Origin of the sequence: Polyangium sp. 6x1, from assembly GCF_029946515.1 — a bacterium.
Lineage (GTDB): Bacteria > Myxococcota_A > Polyangia > Polyangiales > Polyangiaceae > Polyangium.
In genome coordinates, this window is sequence record NZ_JARZHH010000032.1 from 88,863 (window position 1) to 110,027 (window position 21,165).

At 68.1% G+C, this 21,165-nt stretch carries 18 protein-coding genes; 13 read left to right on the top strand and 5 right to left on the bottom strand.

Going from position 1 to position 21,165, the window contains the following annotated elements; genetic code table 11:
- Positions 1–83: 83 nt before the first annotated feature.
- On the top strand, positions 84–590 hold the full coding sequence (locus QHF85_RS27460) for a hypothetical protein (RefSeq protein ID WP_281330292.1): 507 nt from the start codon (positions 84–86) through the stop codon (positions 588–590).
- Here QHF85_RS27460 and QHF85_RS27465 read toward each other — a convergent pair whose 3' ends face one another.
- Both QHF85_RS27465 and QHF85_RS27470 read right to left on the bottom strand, forming a co-directional pair.
- A complete protein-coding gene (locus QHF85_RS27465) occupies positions 591–1,526 on the bottom strand; it encodes a hypothetical protein (RefSeq protein ID WP_281330293.1) in 936 nt (311 codons plus the stop codon).
- Between the two features lie 2 nt (positions 1,527–1,528).
- Positions 1,529–3,136 carry a hypothetical protein gene (locus QHF85_RS27470; RefSeq protein WP_281330294.1) on the bottom strand — a complete coding sequence of 536 codons (1,608 nt, stop codon included), beginning with the start codon at positions 3,134–3,136 and terminating at the stop codon, positions 1,529–1,531.
- Between the two features lie 298 nt (positions 3,137–3,434).
- Between QHF85_RS27470 and QHF85_RS27475 the strand changes: the two genes are divergently transcribed.
- Genes QHF85_RS27475 through QHF85_RS27485 form a run of 3 tightly spaced genes read left to right on the top strand, consistent with a single transcriptional unit; the run spans position 3,435 to position 7,349 of the window.
- A complete protein-coding gene (locus tag QHF85_RS27475; RefSeq protein ID WP_348652767.1) occupies positions 3,435–4,544 on the top strand; it encodes a DUF444 family protein in 1,110 nt (369 codons plus the stop codon).
- A gap of 19 nt (positions 4,545–4,563) precedes the next feature.
- Positions 4,564–6,126 (top strand): SpoVR family protein, encoded by a 1,563-nt coding sequence (locus QHF85_RS27480; RefSeq protein WP_281330296.1) that lies wholly within the window; start codon positions 4,564–4,566, stop codon positions 6,124–6,126.
- Positions 6,126–7,349, top strand: coding sequence for a tetratricopeptide repeat protein (locus QHF85_RS27485; protein WP_281330297.1), 1,224 nt, complete (start codon positions 6,126–6,128; stop codon positions 7,347–7,349). The genes QHF85_RS27480 and QHF85_RS27485 overlap by 1 nt, the downstream gene beginning before the upstream one ends.
- A gap of 6 nt (positions 7,350–7,355) precedes the next feature.
- On the opposite strand, the gene QHF85_RS27490 is transcribed toward QHF85_RS27485, so the two are convergent.
- Positions 7,356–7,805 carry an SRPBCC family protein gene (locus QHF85_RS27490; RefSeq protein WP_281330298.1) on the bottom strand — a complete coding sequence of 150 codons (450 nt, stop codon included), beginning with the start codon at positions 7,803–7,805 and terminating at the stop codon, positions 7,356–7,358.
- A 92-nt stretch (positions 7,806–7,897) separates the two neighbouring features.
- On the opposite strand from QHF85_RS27490, the gene aat reads away from it, so the two are divergent.
- The 7 genes from aat to QHF85_RS27525 all read left to right on the top strand — a co-directional run bounded on the left by aat (position 7,898) and on the right by QHF85_RS27525 (position 14,300).
- Positions 7,898–8,533: a leucyl/phenylalanyl-tRNA--protein transferase gene (gene aat / locus QHF85_RS27495; RefSeq protein ID WP_281330299.1), complete on the top strand. Its 636-nt coding sequence runs from the start codon at positions 7,898–7,900 to the stop codon at positions 8,531–8,533.
- A 67-nt stretch (positions 8,534–8,600) separates the two neighbouring features.
- Positions 8,601–9,116, top strand: coding sequence for a MarR family transcriptional regulator (locus tag QHF85_RS27500; protein WP_281330300.1), 516 nt, complete (start codon positions 8,601–8,603; stop codon positions 9,114–9,116).
- A complete protein-coding gene (locus tag QHF85_RS27505; RefSeq protein ID WP_281330301.1) occupies positions 9,113–10,021 on the top strand; it encodes a 3-keto-5-aminohexanoate cleavage protein in 909 nt (302 codons plus the stop codon). Before QHF85_RS27500 ends, QHF85_RS27505 begins: the two co-directional genes overlap by 4 nt.
- Positions 10,018–10,809 carry an enoyl-CoA hydratase-related protein gene (locus QHF85_RS27510; RefSeq protein ID WP_281330302.1) on the top strand — a complete coding sequence of 264 codons (792 nt, stop codon included), beginning with the start codon at positions 10,018–10,020 and terminating at the stop codon, positions 10,807–10,809. Before QHF85_RS27505 ends, QHF85_RS27510 begins: the two co-directional genes overlap by 4 nt.
- Positions 10,810–10,812: 3 nt before the next feature.
- Complete coding sequence (locus tag QHF85_RS27515; protein WP_281330303.1) at positions 10,813–12,378, top strand: acyl-CoA carboxylase subunit beta; 1,566 nt, start codon at positions 10,813–10,815, stop codon at positions 12,376–12,378.
- Positions 12,379–12,645: 267 nt separating this feature from the next.
- Entirely contained in the window at positions 12,646–13,296 is a 651-nt protein-coding gene (locus tag QHF85_RS27520) for a globin family protein (RefSeq protein WP_281330304.1), read from the top strand.
- Positions 13,297–13,346: 50 nt separating this feature from the next.
- Positions 13,347–14,300 (top strand): YdcF family protein, encoded by a 954-nt coding sequence (locus QHF85_RS27525; protein ID WP_281330305.1) that lies wholly within the window; start codon positions 13,347–13,349, stop codon positions 14,298–14,300.
- A 3-nt stretch (positions 14,301–14,303) separates the two neighbouring features.
- Here QHF85_RS27525 and QHF85_RS27530 read toward each other — a convergent pair whose 3' ends face one another.
- Both QHF85_RS27530 and QHF85_RS27535 read right to left on the bottom strand, forming a co-directional pair.
- Positions 14,304–16,661, bottom strand: a complete 2,358-nt coding sequence (locus tag QHF85_RS27530; RefSeq protein ID WP_281330306.1) for a helicase-related protein — start codon at positions 16,659–16,661, stop codon at positions 14,304–14,306.
- A gap of 224 nt (positions 16,662–16,885) precedes the next feature.
- Complete coding sequence (locus QHF85_RS27535) at positions 16,886–17,566, bottom strand: hemolysin III family protein (RefSeq protein ID WP_281330307.1); 681 nt, start codon at positions 17,564–17,566, stop codon at positions 16,886–16,888.
- Between the two features lie 276 nt (positions 17,567–17,842).
- Here QHF85_RS27535 and QHF85_RS27540 point away from each other — a divergent pair, with 276 nt between their 5' ends.
- Positions 17,843–18,460 carry a TetR/AcrR family transcriptional regulator gene (locus QHF85_RS27540; protein WP_281330308.1) on the top strand — a complete coding sequence of 206 codons (618 nt, stop codon included), beginning with the start codon at positions 17,843–17,845 and terminating at the stop codon, positions 18,458–18,460.
- A gap of 523 nt (positions 18,461–18,983) precedes the next feature.
- The gene (locus tag QHF85_RS27545; RefSeq protein ID WP_281330309.1) at positions 18,984–21,158 is read left to right on the top strand and encodes a response regulator; all 2,175 of its coding nucleotides are present in this window, start codon (positions 18,984–18,986) and stop codon (positions 21,156–21,158) included.
- Positions 21,159–21,165 lie beyond the last annotated feature (7 nt).

The window sequence follows — 21,165 nt, forward strand, 5'->3', positions numbered from 1 at the left end:
CCCCATCCCTCCCTCTCCACGTGGCGGAGAGGGAGGGAGCTTCCGCGTTGCTGCGCGTTCAAAACCATGCGACTTGCCGGCTCATGCAGGCAGTGCAGCACGGTCGCGTCGTCTCGATGGTTCGGTCGCTCGACGAGCTCGTCGGCGCGCATCCCGAGTCGCTCCGCCGCTTCTATGCGGGCGGGAGCAACCTCGATCCTTCTTCGATCGGTGAAGGCCGCGGCCGCGTCCTCGCGCTCGTCGCGGCGCCGGGCGCGTTCCTCGCGGTCCGGAGCCTCGTTCGTGTCCTCGCGTCGGATCTCTTGCCGTGGCAGGGCAAGGCCATCGAGGGCGAGATCGGCTGGAACCTCCTCAAAGGGGGCCGCCGCGTCGCCCCGTTCCGCATCGAGCGTGGCGAGTCGTCGCTCGATGGCGGGCCGACGCTCGTGTTCCGGTACGACGATCCCGCGCAGGGACACGGCTGGCCCGTGCGAGCGCTCCGCGACGAGCTCCGCTCCATCGCGCCCGGCATCGGCATCGGCCCCGTGATCTTCGATCAGGGCGGCGCGCCGCGCGTGATCGCCTGGTGGGGCCTCTCGTTTTCGCGCTAGCTAAAAGTCCCAGTCAAAGCCGACCCGCGCGCCGCCCTTCAGCACCGTCACGGCGCTGCGCACGCCGTTCTCCGGGAAAAACTCCGCCGAGAGCTGCACGCCGGCCCACGGCATGATGCCCCGGATCCGGAGCGTCGAGACCCCCACGGCCACGCCCACGCGTCCGCCTGCACTCGGCCGCAGATCCGACTGCGTCAGGAACACGACCGGGGCGAGCTCGAGATCGTATTGCCACGTCGTCCGCACGTGACGCAGCACGAACGGCGCGGCGCCGATGAACTCCAGCGGGAAGTTCGTCTCGCCCTCGCTCTGCTCGATGATCGCCCAGCCGCCGAACTCCAGGCCGAACAACATCGTCCAGCGCTCCGACAGCCCGCGCCCGAGGAGGAGCCGCCCGAGCCCGCCTGCGCCGGGGAGGAACGTGCTCTCCGTGCGTCGCAGCAGAAAAAGCCCGCCCGTCTCCAGGTTCAGCGTGAAGCGATGGGCGTCCGTCTGCAGCCCGGGGAACGTGGGGCTCGGCGTGATCCAGAACGGGCACTCGGCGGGCGCGCGCTTCAGGGCCTCCGCGAGCAGATCGTGCACCCGCGTCGCGGCGAGCAGATCCGACAGCCCGCGGAGGCTCCCGCCGTTCTTTCGGTACGCCTCGGCGATCGGCCCGCCGAGCGACTCCACCGTGCGCGCCTGCCTTTCCAGTGCGTCGAGCCGCGCCTTCTCCGGCGCGCCGCAGATGCTCTGCAGCGCGTCCGGCATCATCGTTTCGAGCTCGTACCGATCGATCTTCCAGCCTGAATTGGCCTTCGATTCGACGATCTTTTCGAGGTCGTGGAGGAGGGCGGACTCGGCCGGTGTGGGCGGCTCGGCCGCGGCGTTTTCCGTGACGACGAGCGAAGCGAGCAGGGAAAACGCCGCGGCGATCCGGGCAGCGGAGGCGGGCACGATTAGAAGCAGGTGCCCTGGCCGCAGTTCGACCCGAGGCAGACGAGGAGCTGCACCGCCTGCGGGCTGTTCACGCACTGGAAGAAGCACGGGCCCGGGTTCGAGCCGCCGGCCACGCACGTGAGGAAGCACTCCACGTTGCTCTGGCAGGTGGGGCTGCCCAAGCAGTTCTGGAACTGGTTGCAGCAGCTCTGCGCCACGCAGTCGCCGCACGTGCTGCCGTCCGACGGACAGGCCGACACGCCGCAGACGCCGTTCGTGCACTTGCCGTTGCAGCAGTCGCCGCCGCTCATGCACATCGCGCCGTCGGGCTGGCACTGCGGCGGACCGCAGACGTTGCCCGAGCAGACGCCCGAGCAGCACGCGCTCGGGTCGTTGCAGAGCGCGCCGTCGGGCTGGCAGACGGGTTTGCCGCAGACGCCGTTCGTGCAGACGCCCATGCAGCAGTCACCGGCCGTCATGCAGGCGTTGCCGTCGGGCTGGCACTTGGGCGGGCCGCAGATGCCGTTCGAGCAGAGGCCCGTGCAGCACTCGCCGGCGCTCATGCACGGCACACCGTCGGACTTGCACGCCGGGGGACCGCAGACGCCGTTCGAGCACTGCCCGGAGCAGCAGTCGCCCGCGCTCTGGCAGAGCTTGCCGTCGGGCATGCAGACGAGCGGGCCGCACGTCCCGTTCGCGTTGCAGACCTGCGAGCAGCACTGATCGGCCGACATGCACGGCAGGCCATCCTCCGTGCACTCGCCGCAATTCAGCCCGCAGACCGAGTCCACGGCGTTCACGCAGAGCCCGTCCCAGTTCGTGGTGCAGCACCACGAGTCGAGCTTGCAGACCGACGCGGCGCACGGCCCGCAGCCGGGATCGAGCGCGGGGCCGACGACGCAGACATCGTGCGTGCAGGGCTTGCCGAGGCAAACGCCGCTCGAGCAGACGCCCGAGCAGCACTCGTCGGACGAGCTGCACATGAGGCCGTTTCCGGTGCACTGCCCGATCTGGCAGACCCCGTTGATGCAGGATCCGTTGCAGCAGTCGAAGCCCACCATGCAAGCGGCGCCCTCGGGCTGACACTGGGGGGTGAAGCCGCAGGCGCCGTTCTGGCAGGAGCCGCTGCAGCACTCGAAGGCCTGCATGCAGCCGAAGCCGTCGGGCTTACACTGGCCGAACCCGCAGACCCCGTTGTTGCAGGACTTGCTGCAGCACTCGGCGTCCGTGAAGCAGTCGAAGCCGTCGGGGTCGCACTGGCTGCCCCCGCAAAAGTTGTTTTCGCAAACGCCGCTACAGCACCAGGTGGTGCCCGCGTCGCAGCCGAAGCCGTCGGGGATGCAGGTGCCGCAGCGCTCGTTTTTGCAGATGCCGGCGCAGCACTCGCTCGCGTCCGTGCAGGGCGCCTGATCGGGCAGACACGTCGTCGCGCCGCACGCGCCGTTCTCGCAGGTGCCGCTGCAGCAGGCGCTCCCGTCCTGGCAGGCCGACCCGTTTTGGAGGCAGGCGCTTCCGCCCTGGCCCCCCTGGCCGCCTTGTCCGCCCTGACCGCCCTGGCCGTCCTCGCCGAGTCCTGGCCCGAGCAGCTCCGCCCGACCCCCGCACCCGAGGGCCACGAAGGACAGCACGAACCAAAGCATCCTTATGGAATAAGCGCCGCGCGACATCACCTCGGAGCGTATCACAGGCCATGTCCTGGACGCCCAATTCACCGCTGGATCGCGCGGATCACTGACCACCTGCTCCGCGCGCTGAACGGCCGCGCCCCCGGGCCTCGAATCGAGCGCGTGAGCGAACCGACGATCGAGCGCGGGGGCGTCCGAGGCATGCGCGGGCCAGGCTGGACGTGCGGAAACGTGCTTTGCGGCCGCGCAGTTCGTCGGGCGGAAAGAGCCTCGCGTGGATCGGATCTGCTACACTTCCGAGGTGTCGCTGAAGATCGACCAGGACCACGGCCGTTTTCGCCAGATCGTCCGCGGGAGGATCCGGCAGAACCTGCGCAAGTACATTTCGCAAGGCGAGCTCGTCGGGCGGAAGGGCAAGGATCTCGTATCGATCCCCATCCCGCATATCGACATCCCGCGGTTCCGGTACGGGGACAAGCAGCGCGGGGGCGTGGGGCAGGGGGATGGAAACCCCGGGGACCCGATCCACGGCGGGGACGAGAAGCAGCCCGGGCAGGGGCAGGCTGGCAGCGACGCGGGGGATCACATCCTCGAAGTCGACGTCACGCTCGACGAGCTGGCGGCCATCCTGGGCGAAGAGCTCGAGCTGCCGGACATCCAGGACAAGGGCAAGAACAAGATCTCGAATGCGCACGATCGGTATTCGGGGATCCGGCGCGTCGGCCCCGAGTCCTTGCGCCATTTCAAGCGCACGTACCGCGAGGCGCTGAAGCGCATGATCGCGAGCGGCACGTTCCAGCACGAAAAGCCCGTCGTGGTGCCCGTCCCGGACGACAAGCGATATCGATCGTGGAAGACGGTCACGGAGCCCGTCGCGAACGCGGTCATCATTTACATGATGGACGTCTCGGGCTCGATGGGCGACGAGCAGAAGGAGATCGTTCGAATCGAGTCCTTCTGGATCGACGCGTGGCTCACGAAGCAATACAAGGGCCTCGAATCGCGGTTCATCATCCACGACGCGGTCGCGCGCGAGGTCGATCGGGAGACGTTCTTCCACACGCGCGAGTCGGGCGGCACGATGATCTCGAGCGCATACAAGCTCTGCGCGCAGATCATCGACGCCGACTATCCGCCGGACGAGTGGAACATCTATCCGTTCCATTTCTCGGACGGGGACAACTGGTCGATGGATGATACGCTCGCGTGCGTGGACGTCCTGAAAAACCGGGTCTTGCCGCGGGCGAACATGTTCGCGTATGGCCAGGTCGAGAGCCCGTACGGCTCGGGGCAGTTCATCAAGGATCTGCGCGAGCATTTCGGGCGGGACGAGCGCGTCGTCACGAGCGAGATTCGTGACAAGGACGGCATCGTGGGGAGCATCAAGGATTTCCTGGGCAAGGGGAAGTGAGAGGGGGCGGAGAGGCGAGATGAGCAAGTTTGCGCTGAACACCGCGCTCCCCCGCTACCTGCGGGACACACAGCAGCGCGTCGAGACCGTTGCGCGCGAGTACGGCCTCGATTTCTTCCCCGTGATCTTCGAGATCCTGACGTACGACCAGATGAACGAGATCGCCGCGTACGGCGGTTTCCCGAGCCGGTATCCGCACTGGCGGTACGGCATGGAGTACGAGCAGCTTTCGAAGAGCTACGAGTATGGCCTCTCGAAGATCTACGAGATGGTCATCAACAACAACCCCTCGTACGCCTATTTGCTCGAAGGCAACTCGCTCACGGATCAGAAGCTCGTGATGGCCCACGTGTATGCGCACGTGGACTTCTTCAAGAACAACTTCTGCTTCCGCTCGACCGACCTCGATCAGAAGGGCAGCATCATCGATCCGGTGCGCAAGACGACGCCGTACGACCCCGATCGGCGCTGGATCGACAAGATGGCGAACCACGGCTCGCGCGTCGCGCGGCACATCGAGCGCCACGGCATCAACAAGGTCGAGGATTTCATCGATCGATGCCTCTCGCTCGAGAACCTCATCGATCCCTGGCAGCCGTTCTCGGGCCGCGGCGTCACGAGAAAGGGCGACGAGGAGGAGGACGAGAAGCCGATCGAGGTGCCGCGGCTCCGGGCGAAGGAGTACATGGAATCCTTCATCAACCCGGAGGAGTACATCGAGGCCAAGAAGAAGCAGCTCGCGAAGGACAAACCCGAACGCAAGGTCCCCGAGCGGCCCGAGCGCGACGTGCTCGGCTTCTTGCTCGATCACGCGCCGCTCGAGCGCTGGGAGCGCGACATCCTGGAGGTCATCCGCGACGAGGCCCTCTATTTCGTGCCGCAGCGCCAGACCAAGATCATGAACGAGGGCTGGGCGGCATACTGGCATTCGAAGATGCTCACGGAGAAGATCCTCGATGCCTCGGAGATCATCGATTACGCCGACAACAACGCCGGCGTCATGGCCACGGCGCCGGGCCGGCTGAACCCGTACAAGGTCGGCGTCGAGCTCTTCCGTTACATCGAGGAGCGCTGGAACAAGGGGCGTTTCGGCCGCGAATGGGAGGAGTGCAACGACCTCGACGCCAAGCGGAGCTGGGACATGCGCCTCGGCCTCGGGAGGCAGAAGATCTTCCAGGTCCGCGCGCTCTACAACGACGTCACGTTCATCGACGAGTTCTTGACCCCCGATTTCGTGCTGGAGCAGAAGCTCTACACGTTCGGTTTTTCCGGGCGAAACGATCGTTTCGAGATCGAGAGCCGTCAGTTCCGCGACGTGAAGGAAAAGCTCCTCTTCTCGCTCACGAACTTCGGCGATCCCTACATCCGCGTGATCGACGCGAACCACCAGAACCGCGGCGAGCTGCTCCTCGAGCACCAGCACGGCGGCGTGGACCTCCGGGCCGATTACGCGCGCGAGACGCTCGTCTCGCTCGTCCGCTGCTGGAAGCGGCCCGTGGCCGTGGCGACGCGGCTCGACAACAAGCCCGTGCTCCTGCGTTACGACGGCAAAGAGCATTCGATGACCCCGTACAAGCTGTGATGAAGACCCGAACGCGCCGCGGCGGCGTGATCACGCTCGTGATCCTCGCCGCCTGTGGCCCCGCCACGCCGCCTCCTTCGCCGACGCTCCCGCCGCAGCCGCCTGTTACTTACGGAAGTGTTTCCGTAACACCTTCCGTAACCGCGCCCGCGCCCGCGCCTGCCTCCGCTTCCGCAACCGCGCCCGCGGCGCCGGCGCCGGGCTCCGGGGTCCCGCTCGACGCGCCCGTCTCCAGCGAGGAAGCCCCGCAGCCGCCGCCCGCGAAGCTCGCGCGTGGCACGGGCACGCCCGCGGACAAGGCGCTCGCCGAGGGCGACGAGGCGCTCGCGCGGGGCGATTTTCCCGCGGCCGAGAAGGCGTACAAGAAGGCGAAGACGCTCGCGCCGAAGGACCCTGCGTCGATCGTGGGCCTCGTCCGCACGCGCCTCTCCGCCGAGGACGCGCCCGTCGATTACGGCGCCGCGCCCACGCACCCCGGTCTCCTCCAGGCGGTGAAGGACCTCGAAGCCGTCCTGCAAAAAGAGCCTGCCTACGCGCCCGCGCACCTCGAGCTCGGCCGCGCGCTCCTCGTCCTCGGCCGCGCCGACGCCGCGCTCGCTGCCTTGCGTAAGGCCGCCGAGGTCTCGCCGAACGACGCCGAGGCGCACTCCGCGCTCGGGGTCGGGCTCGTCGCCACGGGGCAACTCGAGCCGGCGATCCGCGAGCTCGAACGCGCCGCCGAGATCGAGCCCGGCGTGGCCGAGCGGCAGACGAACCTCGGCACGGCCCTGCTCGCGCTCGGCCGGCGGGAGCAGGCCGTCCGCGTATACGAGCGCGCCGCGCGGATCGCGCCGAACGACGCCCGCGTGCAGAACGACCTCGGCACCGCGCTGCTCACGCTGAACGACACGGATCGCGCGATCCGGTGCCTCGAGACGGCCGTCGCGCGGGATCCGCGCCGCGCCACGTACCGCTCGAACCTCGGGTATGCGATCGCGCAGAAGGGCGACATCGAGCGCGCGAAGGTCGTCTACCGCGAGGCGCTCGCGCTCGATCCTGCGCTCGTGAGCGCGTGGGTGAACCTCGGCAACGCCCTCGCCAAGCAGCGCAAGCTCCCGGAGGCGCGCGAGGCATACGAGAAAGCGCAGGCCCTCGATCCCGAGGATCCGCGCGTGAAGGCCGTGCTCCTCGAGCTATCGGCGATCGAGAAAGCGAGCGGTGCAGGTTCGCCGGACAAACGCTGACGCCCCTCAGGTCTCGCAGGTTTTTTTCGTCACCTCGTGGCGGAACGCGAACATTCTTTCGAGCTTCCGCCGCGCGAACGCGCCGCCGAACAGAGCGCCGAGCGGGCCGAGCGGCAGCGCGTAATCGATGTGGTCGACGAGCCATGTCCCGCCCTCTCCGTCCGGCTCCATCGTGTGCGTGTGGACCCAGCGCGCGAACGGCCCCTCGATCACGGTATCCTGGAACATCCGCCCTTTTTCGTACGCCGTGTGAACCGCCACGAGGCGTTGCTTCACCGGCCCGATGTACGTCTCGATCACGGTTCGCGCGCCCTTCTCCAGCCCGCCGCTGCGTTCGAGCACGCGGGCATGCTCCCACGGCGGTAGCAGGAGGCTCAGCGCGTCCGGGCGCTCGTGGAAGGCGAAGACGACCTCGGGCGGGGCCTGGATCCGGGTACGTTTCTCGAAGACGGGCACGATGCTGGGCTATAAGCTGGATTTGGCCGCTGGCAAAGGCTTGACCCACGGGGGGTTTGGCGCTTGGATGCCGGCGTCGTGGAAGACCGAGCATGAGCATCGACGCCGACGACATCGTGGCCGTGGGCGGCAGCCTGGAGCCGCGTGTGCTCGTCGAGGCGTACCGGCGCGGGGTCTTTCCGTGGCCGATCGACGGGCTCGATGTCCTGCCGTGGTTTTGCCCGAAAGAGCGCGCGATCCTCGATTTCTCGCAGATCCACCTCTCGCGCAGCCTGCGCCGCGAGCTCCGGAAGACCCCGCTCCGCTGCACGGTGGACCGCGGGTTCGACGCGGTCATCGAGCGCTGCGCCGAGGTCCCGCGGCCCGGTCAGGACGGCACGTGGATCACGCCGGAGCTGATGGACGCCTACAAGGAGATGCATGAGCTCGGCTTCGCGCACAGCGTCGAGGTATGGGACGCGGAGGACGTGCTCGTCGGGGGCATTTATGGCGTCTGCGTCGAGGGATATTTCTCGGCGGAGAGCATGTTCCACCTCGCGCCGAATGCGTCGAAGATCGCGCTTTTGCACCTCGTGGAGAAGCTCGCCGAGGCCGGCTGCGATTGGATCGACATCCAGGTGATGACGCCGCACATGAAGGCGCTCGGCGCCATCGTCCTCACCCGCAAGCAGTTCCTCGAACGGCTCGCCCGGACGCGGTCGATGGGGTTCCGGCCGTTCAGAGCGTGAGTCGGCTTGCTTAAACTCCCTCCTTGACATTCGGTTCCGGTCCGGATATTTCGTACACGAAACATCCGTGGCGGCCTCCCTCCCTCCCGACACCAAGCCCGAGGTGGATGCGATCGTCGAGACGATCATCTACCTCTATACCGAGTCGCGCCGCCTGACGAAGGGCCTGGCGGCGCAGTTCGGGCTCACGGGCCCGCAGCTCACGGTCATCAAGCTCCTGGAGGAGCTCGGGGACCTGTCCTTGTCATCCCTGTCCGAGCGCATTCGCGCCCAGAACAGCACGGTGACCGGGATCATCGACCGCATGGAGCGCGAGGGGCTCGTCAAGCGAGAGCGCTCGACCACGGATCGGCGCGTCGTTTACATCCGGCTCAGCGAAAAGGGCCAGAAGCTCGCGCGGGAGATCCAGGTCGAGCCCATGGAGATCTTCCGGAGCGCGCTCACGGATCTGTCGCAAAGCGATCTCGAACATTTGCTCCGGATCCTGGCCAAGCTGCAAAAGCGCGTCGTCTCGCATGTCGAGGGCCGCGTATCCGAGGCGATGGGCGCTCCCCGCGTGGGAGAGGAAGAGGACAAGCCATGAAGGAGAAGCCGACGTTCACGGGCGAGAGCAAGAAGCCCGGCGTGCGTGATCCCGACATTTGCGTCGTCACCTGCGCCGTCACGGGCGTCCTCGCCAATCGCAGGCAAAACCCGGGCATTCCATACACGCCGGCGGAGATCGGCGACGAATGCAAGCGCGCCTATGACGCCGGCGCCTCGGTCGTGCACATCCACGCCCGCAATGACGACGGCAGCCCGACGTTCTCCCCGGCCGTCTTCGCCCGCATCAAGGAGGAGGTCCGCGCCCGCTGCCCGATCATCCTCAATTTCTCGACGGGCACGATCCTCGAGGACGTGACCGACCAATGCACGTACGTGCGGGAGAGCAAGCCGGAGATCGCCGCCCTCAACATGGGCACGATGAACTACGCGAAGTACTCGCCCAAGCGCAAGCAATTCGATTTCGATATGGTGTTTCCGAACACCTATTCGAAGATCATCAAGCTGCTCGAGGTGATGAACGAGGCGGGCGTGAAGCCCGAGCTCGAATGCTTCGACACGGGGCACACGAACGGAATCGCGCCGCTGCTCGACATGGGCGTGCTAAGGCCGCCGCTCCAGTTCTCGTTCATCGTCAACGTGCTCGGCGGCATTCCGGGGCACGTCGAGTCGCTCCAGCTCCAGACGAAGATCATGCCCGCCGGCTCGGAGTGGGAGGTCATCGGGATCAGCCACGGCGCCTGGCGCATGATCGCCGCAGCGCTCGTGCTCGGCGGCAACATCCGCTGCGGGCTCGAAGACCACCTCTATCTGCCGAACGGCGAGATGGCGAAATCGAACGGCGAGCTCGTCGAGACGGCGGTGCGGCTCGTGCGCGACGTGGGCCGGCGGCCGGCGACGGTCGAGGAGGCGCGGGAGATCCTCTCGCTCGGAGCGCCGCGATGACGACGCCGCGCGCGTACGGGTTTCTGGAGGTCGCCGCGAAGGAGAACGGCGCGCTCTGGATCACCCTGAAAAACCCGCCCAAGAAAAACGCCATCGGCCCCGCGATGGTGAATGAGCTGCTCTGGGCGCTCGAAGACGCGGCGGGCGACGAAGCGGTACGCTCGATCGTCCTGACCGGCGCGGGCGACGCGTTCTGCGCCGGCGGCGATTTCACGCAAATGAGCTCGTTCGGCCCGGGCACCGAATTGCCGCCGAAGGGGGATTACGCGGATCTTTTGCTCGCGATCACGCGCTCGCCGAAGCCGCTCGTCGCGCGGGTGAACGGGCACGCGATGGGCGGCGGGCTCGGGCTCGTGGCGGCGTGCCATTTCGCGGTGGCGTCGCGGGCGGCGAAGCTCGGCACGCCCGAGATCAACGTCGGCCTCTTCCCGATGATGATCATGGCCGTGCTCGCGCGCGTCGTCCCGCAGCGGCGCCTGCTCGAAATGATGCTCTTCGGCGAGCGGCTCGACGCCGACGCTGCGGCGGCGGTCGGGATCGTCGGAAAGGCCGTCGACGCGGACGGGCTCGACGCCGAGGTTTCTCGAATCACCGGGCAAATTGCAAGCAAGAGCCCGATCACCGTGAAGCTCGGGCTCGAAGCATTCGCGGCGCAGGCCGATCTCGCGCTCGAACAGGCATTGCCGCTCCTGCGCGAGCGCCTCGGGGCCGTGCTCTCGACGGACGACGCGCGGGAAGGCCTGATGGCGTTCCTGGAAAAACGCACCCCCAAATGGACGGGTAAATGACCCATGGACATGCGTGAGCTCTTGAAGGACCTCGAAGCCCGGCGCGCCGAGGTGCGCAAGATGGGCGGCGAGGACAAGGTCGCGAAGCAACATTCGCGTGGCAAGCTGACCGCCCGCGAGAGGCTCGCCGCGTTCTTCGACGACGGCGTCCATTTCGAGGTCGGCATGCACGGCACGCAGATGGGCCTCGCCGCCGGCGACGGCCGGGATCGCCCGGCGGCCGACGCCGTCGTCTGCGCGTTCGGCAAGGTCGACGGCCGCATGGTCTGCGCCGCCGCCTACGATTTCACGGTGAAGGGCGGCAGCATCGGCCATACCGGCGAGGAGAAGGTCACGCGCCTGCGCCAGATGGCCCTGCGCGGCCGCTGGCCCATGGTGTGGTTCATCGATTCGGCCGGCGCGCGCATCGATCCGGGATCGAGCCACCCGGACACGATTTCGCTCTTCGCGGGCAGCGGCCACCTCTTCCGCGAGCAGGTCGTCATGAGCGGCGTCGTCCCGCAGGTCGCGGCCATGGTCGGCCCCGGCGCCGCGGGGACGGCCTACATCCCGGGCCTCGCCGATTTCGTTCCGATGGTGAAGGACATCGGCTCGATGGCCCTCGGCGGCCCGCCGCTCGTCAAGGCCATGACCGGCGAGGACATCTCCGAGCAAGACCTCGGCGGCTCGAAGGTCCATTCGACGAAGAGCGGCGTAGGCGACGGCGAGTTCAAGAGCGACGCCGAATGCATCGCGGCGATCAAGAAATACCTCTCGTATTTCCCGTCCCATTGCGAGGAGGAGGCGCCGCGCCTCGCCGCGACGGATCCCGTCGATCGGCGCGAGGAATCACTGCTCGACCTGCTCCCCGAGAACCCGCGCAAGGCGTACGACATGTACAAGCTCATCGCGGCGATCGTGGACCACGGTGAGTATTTCGACATCAAGCCCCGCTTCGCGCGGCAGATCATCACCTGCCTCGCGCGCATCGGCGGCCAGAGCGTCGGCATCGTCGCGAACCAGCCGAATCACATGGGCGGCGTGCTCGACGTCGACAGCTCCGACAAGGCCGCGCGGTTCATGCAGATCTGCGACGCCTTCAACATCCCGCTCGTGTTCCTCCAGGACGTACCGGGCTTCATGATCGGCTCGAAGGTCGAGCACGAGGGCATCATCCGTCACGGCGCGAAGATGCTGCACGTCATGAGCGCGGCGACCGTCCCCAAGGTCACGGTCGTCGTGCGCAAGGCCTATGGCGCTGGTTATTACGTGATGTGCGGCCGCGCCTACGAGCCGGACCTCATCGTCGGGTGGCCGACCAGCGAGATCAGCGTGATGGGCCCCGAGGGCATGCTCGGCATCGCCGCGCGCAAGCTCTTCGGCGACGCGCCGCCGCCGCCGGAGCTCAAGCAGCAGATGATCGACATGATCCAGAAGAACATCGACGTCATGAAGGTCGCTGGCTGGGGCCTCATCGACGACGTGATCGACCCCCGGGACACGCGGCGCGCCGTCGCGTGGGGCCTCGAGCTCGCGCGGCACAAGCGCATCGAGCGGCCCTTCAAGAAGCGCGGGATCATCCCCGTTTGAGCAGCCGCGCCCCTCGATCCTGCGCATGTTTCCGCCCTCGGGCCGACATCCATGTCGTTCGGGTGCAAACGTTGCGGGCCTCGCGTCGGGACGCTGCCGATGCATCGTGGACGCCACGCGCTTGGCGTCCTCGCAACAAATAGTGTCGGTCCAAGCCCGACCCATGCTAGGGTGAAACGTCGGCGCAGATCTTGGATAGAGGTCTTCGCGCTGGTGGTCGCCGAAGCATCTCTCCGCCCGGAAAACAGGGCTGACCGCGAGGAAACGATGAACAACGAGCAGAAGCTTCTGGTCCAGAAGACCTTCGAGATGGTCGCTCCGATTGCGGACGTCGCCGCCGAGCTATTTTACGGTCGGCTTTTCGAGGTCGATCCGTCTCTCAAGCCCCTCTTCCGGGGCGACATGAAGGACCAGGGCAAGAAGCTCATGTCCACGCTGAAGGTGGCGGTCCAGGCGCTCGATCGTCTCGAAGCGCTGATCCCGACCGTCCAGGCGCTCGGTCGTCGCCACCTCGCCTACGGCGTTCGCGACGATCACTACGACATCGTGGGCGCTGCGCTCCTGTGGACGCTGGAGAAGGGCCTCGGCGAGGCGTTCACGCCCGAGGTCAAGGAAGCGTGGGCCAACGTCTACGGCGTGCTCGCGAAGGTCATGAAGGACGCGGCGAACGAGGTCGCGCCGCTCTCGCTCCGCACGCCGCTCTCGCGCCGCGGCAGCGCGCATCGCCTGCCCGCCGTCAAGCGTCCCTCGTACCGCCCGCCGATGGGCCGCCCGTCGATGCCGCCCGGCTCGCGCATGCCGGCCTCGATCCAGGCGCTCTACGGCGGCGCGAGCTCGCAGTCGGCGCCCTCCTCGAAGAGCGGCGCGTCGCCGAGCACGCGCCTGCCCCGCATCTCGAACCCGCCCACGATCTCCTGATCTCGCGCGCTTCTCGTCTCCGCTCCCACGCCGCCTTCCTCCTGCGCGGCGTGGGCCTCGCCGTCGGCCTGCTCGCCCTCGCGAACCTCGCAGGCCAGGCGCTCAGGCCCCCCTTCGATACGACACACACATGGCTCGGCGACGCGGATCTGCCGCGGCCGATCTTCCGCGCCCTGGAGCTCCTCTCGGCTGTCACGCTTCTCTGGCACGTGGCGCGGCCGATTCGCCCCGCGTGGGCGCGTCTCGGCGGGGCGGTCGTGATCGGGATCGGGGCCCTGCTCGCCGCGCGCGACGTCGCAACGTTTTACGGCGTCCTCGCGCGAGGCGCGATCGGCGGCCCGGCGTTCGTTCCGGCTTCCCTGGTCGTCCTGGTTTGTCTCGGCGCGCTCGCGGTGAATGTCGCGACCGATCGCGCGGATCGTCCTCGATGGACGCTCGCGCGCGTGATCGCGTGCGGGGCGGTGACAGCGGCGAGCTTCGTGGCCATGCCGCTCCTCCTCATGGTCACCCTGGGTCCGACGCGGTACGAGCGCCGCGCAGACTGCGCGATTGTGTTCGGGGCGCGCGTCTGGGACGACGGCACGCCCTCGCTCGCGCTCTCGGATCGCGTGGACGAGGCGATCCGGCTCCACCAGCAGGGGCTCGTCCAAGCGATCGTGATGAGCGGGGCGATCGACGATCAGAATGGTCATTCGGAGCCCGAGGTGATGCGCGCGCGCGCCGTCGCGGCGGGCGTGCCGGAGGCCTCCGTGATCCTCGACGAGGCGGGCATCACGTCCTCGTGGACGGCGAAGAACGGCGCGCTCTTGATGCGTCGCCACGGTTTTTCACGGGCGATCGCGGTGACGCATTATTATCACGAGCCGCGGGTGAAGATGCTCTTCGAGCGCGCGGGCGTGGCGGTGTACACGGTGCCCGCGCGCATGAGCCGGCGCCTCTTGAAGGAGCCGTGGTTCATCGCCCGCGAGGTCCTCGCGTACTGGCATTCGTTTCTGTTTCAGTGAGCGTCACTCCGCCGCATTGCGCGGCGTCGAAGCTCTGCGATCCGGCTCCTCGCAGGACGCCCGCGCCTCGCCCAGGATCGCTCCGCCCACCTTCGCCGCTTCTTTTGCCGGGCACCCGAGCCACCCCGCGAGCTTGCCTGCCGGCGGGAGGCCGCCGTCCGCCTCGATCGCCGCGAACACCTTCTCGACCACGTCCGCGCGCACCGCGCGAGGCCCGAACACCGGATACCCGAGGGCCGTGTGGAGCGACGCCTCCGCGGGCCGCGCGACCGGCATCGACACGACGCTCGGCCCCGGCGCTCGCGGCGCCCTCGCCCCCGCGAACGCCGAGACGAGCGCGCTCCGCCGCACGAGCGCCGGGCCCTTGAGCATCGCCGGCACGTACAGCACCCGCGCGCCCACCACGATGCCCGCCGCCGCGAGTTTGTCCCGGTCCTCCGGCGCGAGCTCGGCGATCTGCGCGGCCGCGTCCTCGGCCCTCGCCGTCCCGAGCCCCTGCTCGAGTTGATACAGGATCCCGCGCGCCGCGGCCCCGAGCCCGCGCGGCGCGTGCGCGCGGAGCGGCGCGCAGAGCTCCTCCACGAGGTCGCGCGCGAACGCCACGAGCCGCCGCGTGATCCGCGCCCGCGCCCCCGCGCCGAGCTCCAGCAGGGCCGCGAGCTTCACGTCCGGCAGGAGCAGGCTCGACCCCCGCACGAGCCGGCCAAGCTCGCGCCCGTCCTCGAACGTGATCTGCCCTGACGCATCCACCTCGATCGACACGTGCCGCGCCGCGACGACCGCCTCCACCCAGCGCGCCTCCTCCGACGACGCGCCGCCCGCCTCGCGCGCCTGCGGCGCCCGGAGCGCCGCGAGCTTGCCGAACGGATTCGCCTTGTCCATCGCCCGCTGCTCGGCCCGCGTCGGCGGCGCCTTCCGCGCGGGGCCCGTCGCGCGCGCCTTGTTCCCGCCGCCGCTCTTTTCGACGAACCGCTGCACCAGCCGCTCGTGCAGCGCGTCGCTCAGCCGATCCTCGATCGCCGCGGTCCGCTCCTGCCAGGCCGCCGGATCCTTCACCCAGCGGCCTTGATTCGACACGTACGTCCACGTCCGGATCGCCGAGATGCGCGCGATCAGCGTATCGATGTCCCCCGCGGGATCGTCGATCTCCTGCACGCGCTCGGTCATCCACGCCTCGTCGAGGAAGGCGCGTGGCCCTGCGAGGTTCGCGAAGATCTCCGCGAGCAGCGCCACGTGGGATTCGAAGAGCAGCTTGCGATAATCGGGGATCCGGCAGACCTCCCAGAGCAGCTCCACCGCCTCCCGACCCTGCGCCCGCGACCGGATCGTGGGATCCTGGGCCAGCCGCGTGAGCGCCGCCGCGTCCTCGGCGCTCTCCTGCAGCACGAGCGAGCGCCGCCCCGGCGAGCGCCGCAGCGAGGCGATGAGGCCGTCGATCGAGCTCGTATCGAGATCCGCGTTCCGCCAGAGGAGCTTCTTGACCGCGGGGAACCTGTGCGCCTCCACGGCGTTCGCGAGCCCCTGCGGCAGCGCGAGGGGCGCGAGCGTGCCGAACGATCCATCACTCGTGTAGCGCCCGGCGCGCCCGGCGATCTGCCCGATCTCCGCGGCTTCGAGGTCCCGCACGTCCCGTCCGTCGAACTTGCGCAGCGCGGCGAATGCCACGTGCTTCACGTCGAGGTTCAGCCCCATCCCGATCGCGTCGGTCGCGACGATGTACTCGACCTCTCCGGACTGGAACATCGCCACCTGCGCATTGCGCGTGCGCGGCGACAGCGCCCCGAGCACCACGGCCGCGCCGCCGCGCGTGGCGCGCAGCCGCTCGGCCACCTCGTAGACCTCCTGCATGGAAAACGCGACGATCGCGCTCCTCTGCGGCAGCCGCGCGAGCTTCTCGGCCCCCGCGAACGCGAGCCGGCTGAGACGCGGGAACGTCTGGATCCGCGCCGCGGGCAGGAGCTCGGCGATCATGGGCTGCATCGACGCGGCCCCCATGAACCAGGTCTCCTTCGTGCCGCGGGCATCGAGCAGGCGCTCGGTGAACACGTGACCGCGCTGCGGATGTGAGGCGAGCTGGATCTCGTCGACCGCGACGAACTCGACGTCGAGGCTCCGCGGCATGGCCTCGACCGTGCAGACCCAGTATTGCGGCCTGCGCGGGATGCGCTTCTCCTCGCCCGTCACGAGCGCGACGCGCTGCTCGCCGAGGCGCGCGGTGATGCGGTCGTAGACCTCGCGCGCGAGGAGCCGCAGCGGCAGCCCGATCATCCCGGACTCGTGCTCCAGCATGCGCTCGACGGCCCGGTGTGTCTTGCCGGTGTTCGTCGGGCCGAGCACGGCCGTGACCGCGGAGCCAATCATCGCGGGGCGAGCGTAGCGCGGACGGCGGGAGGCGCACGCGAGGGGGCGGGAGCGGGGGCGACGGGCGGATCGGGCGGGTGGGCGGTGGGCCCTGCGAGGGGCTCGTTCACGTGATATTCGCGTTCGTGGCCATTCCCCATTGAAATTTCACATTCGTGCCCGAGGAGGAGGAGCGGCAGGCCTCGACGTCGCATGGGCGCGACGACGCATCGGCCGGCGCACCGTTACCCCCCTCGAACGATCGTCGCGACGGCTGTGAAATGCATGGCGGCGGCGACGACGGTGCAGGCGTGAAAGACCTCGTGGTAGCCGAAGACGCCGACGACGGGGTTCGGGCGCTTCGATGCATAGGCAACGGCGCCGAGCGTGTAGAACATGCCTCCGCCGAAGATCAGGACGAGCTGCATGAGGTCGAGCGCGCGTCCCACGGCGCTCAGAAACGGAACGATGCACCAGCCGGCGGCGACGGCCACGGCAGCGGTCACCCATTTCGGCGATCCCGACCAGAAGACCGACTTCACGATACCAACGGCTGCACATGACCATGCCAGCGCGCAAAGCTTCGTCCCGTCTCCCGGGCCCACGGCGATCAGGGCGATGGGCGTGTACGTGCCAGCAATGAGCACGAAGATGGCCGCGTGGTCGAGGCGACGCATGCGCATGCGCGCCTTCGGGCCCCAGTCGATCCGGTGGTACGTCGCGCTGACCGCGAAGAGGGTGAGCAGGCTGAGGCTGTAGACCGCGGCGGCCACCGAACGGCGGATCTCGGCGGCGATGCACACGAGCCCCACGCCCGCGAAGCCCGCGACCACCGCCGCCCACTGGTGAATGACGCCGCGGAGCTTTGGCTTCTCGGAGTGCGGTTCGAAGCCGTTCGCAGGCGTTGCATGCAACTCGTCGTTCATGGGAGGCCTTCTCGTGGTCAGCGACGGCGCGCTTACCTACGTCAACGTAGATACGATCGAGGAGGGGAGCAGGTCAAACGGCCCGTCGCGCCGTTCGTGATCCTGACCGAAACGTGACCCCAATTCCAAGGGTCGACCGCCTGCATGCGCCGCGCGCGAGAGCGGCCGCGGGGACGATGAAACCTACGCGTCCGTAGGTAGAAGGAGCCAAGGCGTTCCGCGAAAGTCCCTCCCATCGACCAGCGTGCCGACATCCGCGGGGTTAAACTCGCCGCGATGCCGCCCCGAGCGCCCCGCCTCTCTGCTTCGGCCCGCCGCGCCTCGATCATCGACGCGGGTCGGTTCGTCTTTGCGCGACGCGGTTACGAGGCCACTTCGGTCGAGGAGATCGCCGAACGCGCCAAGGTCTCCAAGCCCGTCATCTACGAGCACTTCGGTGGGAAAGAAGGGCTCTACGCGGTCGTGGTCGACCGCGAAATGGACTACGTGGTCCGCAGGATCTCCGAGGCGATTGCGCAAGGTGAACCGCGCGAGCGGCTCGAGCACGGGGCCCTCGCCTTCCTCACCTACGTCAAGGACCACCCCGATGGTTTCGCGATCCTCGCCCACGACGCCCCCGCCGCGGGGGGCGGGATGTTGTCGCTCCTCAGCGACCTCGGCGAGCGCGTCAGCGAGGTCTTCACGGCTGCTTTCAAAGCGGGAGGCTACGACGCCCGGGCGGCGCCCATCTACGGCCATGCCCTCGTCGGCATGGTGACGTTCGTGGGCCAGTGGTGGACGACGGTCCGCAAGCCCCCGATCGAAGAGGTCGCCACCCATATCGCGGCGCTCGCGTGGATGGGCCTCCGTCACCTTCCCAAGCGCCCGACGAGCATCCGCAACAGGCCGCGTTGATCGTCTCGCGCGGCCTCGACCGCGACGTACCCGCGGCCGTTCCAGCCCCGCCACCCGGGGCCCCGCTTCCCCCCTCGTCGGCGCCGTGGATGTGTTGCTTCGTGCACTTGTCCTCGTCTTCCGACGCGCCGTTTTTGTCCCTGTCTGGCGCATCCGTTCTCGTTTGGCTTGACAGGCGTGGGACAGACGTGTGAGCACGGCCCGAGGTCCGACAAACAATTGACGCTCGGCCAGGCGAGGTCTTCTGCCCCCGAGGGGACGACGGTTCGGAATTGACGCCGCCTTGCGAAGGTCCCAGGATCGGCCGGATTGCGAGGTTCCGAATGGACTGCCCGGCGCAGCAGAGACACAGCATGTTGCGTACGAGCGAGCCAGGCTTCTTCACACGCGGAATATCCGCCGGGTGGCGCCTAGGTGCGGCGACCGGGCGGGCGTGGCTTTTTTCGGGCCGGCTGGCCCAAGAATTCGAGTGGAAGGTGATGCCGCGTCTCGGTGCGCGGCGCGCCTTCGGCGGTCATCGATCATGAGCAGAGCCTCAGCGCCCGGTGTTCGCGAGGGCACTATCCTCATTGTGGATGATATGCCCATCAACCTGGCCGTGCTGGTGGATCATCTGGAATCCGCGGGTCATCGAGCGCTCGTCGCGCAGGACGCGGAGGATGCCCTGAAGCGGGCTCACCTCATGAAACCCGACCTGATCCTGCTCGACGTGGTGATGCCTGGGATCGACGGCTTCGAGACGTGCCGGCGCCTGAAAGCGGCCGAGAGCACCCGAGACATCCCGGTCATCTTCATGACCTGCCTCGGAGAAGCGGCGAACAAGCTCGAGGGGTTCGAGGCGGGGGGCGTCGATTACATCACGAAACCATTCGAGATTGAAGAGGTGCTCGCGCGGATCAAGACGCACCTGACCTTGCGCGAGGCAACGAAGGAGCTGGAAGCGAAGAACGCGCAGCTCCAGCGAGCCCAGCAGGAGCTGGAACAACGGGTGCGAGAGCGCACGGCCGAGCTGGCGAGCTCGAACGCCGCCCTCGAAGCGGAAAACGCCGAGCGCCGGCGGGCAGAAGAAGCTTTGCGCGGAAGCCAGCATCTGCTTCAGGCCATCGTCGACAACTCCACGGCGGTCATCTACGTCAAGGACCTCGAAGGCCGCTATTTGATGGCCAACCGCCGCCACGAAGAGTTGTATCATGTGAGCGCGCGGTCGATCATCGGCAAGACCGACTATGACTTGTTCCCCGCGGAGCATGCCGACGCATTTCGCGCCTCCGACCAGCAGGTGGCGGCGGCCGGGAAGCCGCTGGAGAAGGAAGAGATCGTTCCTCTGGACGATGAGCTCCACACGTACATCTCGATCAAGTGCCCGCTCTTCGACGAGTCCGGCCGCGTGTATGCGGTTTGCGGGGTTTCCACGGACATCACCGAGCGAACGCGGACGGAGGCGGAGCGGGAGAGGCTGCTCGCCCGCGAGCAGGTGGCGCGCGCCGAGCTCGAGCGCACCGGCCGGCTGAAGGACGAGTTCCTGGCGCTCTTGAGCCACGAGCTGCGGACGCCGCTCACCGCGATCCTCGGATGGTCGCAATTGCTCCTCACGCGCGGCCCTTCGGACGAGATCCAGCGCCGGGGGCTCGGGACGATCGAGCGCAATGCGCGAACGCAAGCCAAGCTCATCGACGACCTCCTGGACATGTCGCGCATCATCAGCGGGCGGCTGAGCCTCGAGGTGGAGGTGGTCGATCTGGCCGAGATGCTCGAAACGATGCTGGCATCGGCGGAGCCGACGGCGAAGACGAAGGGGATTCGCCTGGAGCTCAGCGTCGCGTCGGCCGGAGAACGGGTCATGGGGGACCCGAATCGTCTCCAGCAGATCGTGTGGAACCTGCTCAGCAACTCGATGAAGTTCACGCCGCGGGGCGGGCAGGTGAGCGTATCGTTGCGTCGCGAGGGTTCGTACGCGCATCTCGCGGTGAGCGATACGGGGATCGGCATCGATCCGGATTTTCTGCCGTACGTATTCGAGCAATTCCGACAAGCAGACGCTTCGGCCACGCGCGAGCACGGCGGGCTCGGCCTCGGGCTTTCGATCGTGCAGCACCTCGTGGAGCTGCACGGGGGGACGGTGGAGGCGGCGAGCCCAGGGAAGGACCAGGGGGCGAGCTTCACGGTGAGGCTGCCGCTCGAGGCCAAACATGCCGAGGTTTGGGCCGAAGAACGGGCGCCCTCGACGCCGCCGCGCCGGCCCGTATGGCACCGTGGCGGGGACCTCTTGAATTTGACGGGCGTGCGGGTGCTGGTGGTGGACGACGAGCCGGACACGCGCGAGCTGCTCCTGCGAATCCTCGCGGAGTGCCACGCGGAGGTGCGGACGGCGGGTTCGGTCGTGGAGGCTCTGGCAGAGCTCGATCGAGACCAGCCGACGGTGCTGGTGAGCGACATCGGCATGCCGCAAGAGGGCGGTTATGAGCTCATCCAGAAGGTACGGCAATTGCCGCACGAGCGTGGGGGGAGCGTCCCGGCGCTCGCGTTGACCGCATTTGCGCGCGCCGAGGACCGCACGCGGGCGCTTTTGGCCGGATACCAGATGCACCTGGCCAAACCCGTGAAGCCGTCGGAGCTCGTGGCGCACGTGGCGAGCTTGGCCGGACGAACCCATGCTCGGGTCGAGACGAGCCCGGATGGCCGCGTCCGGCCCGTGTAGGCCTCGC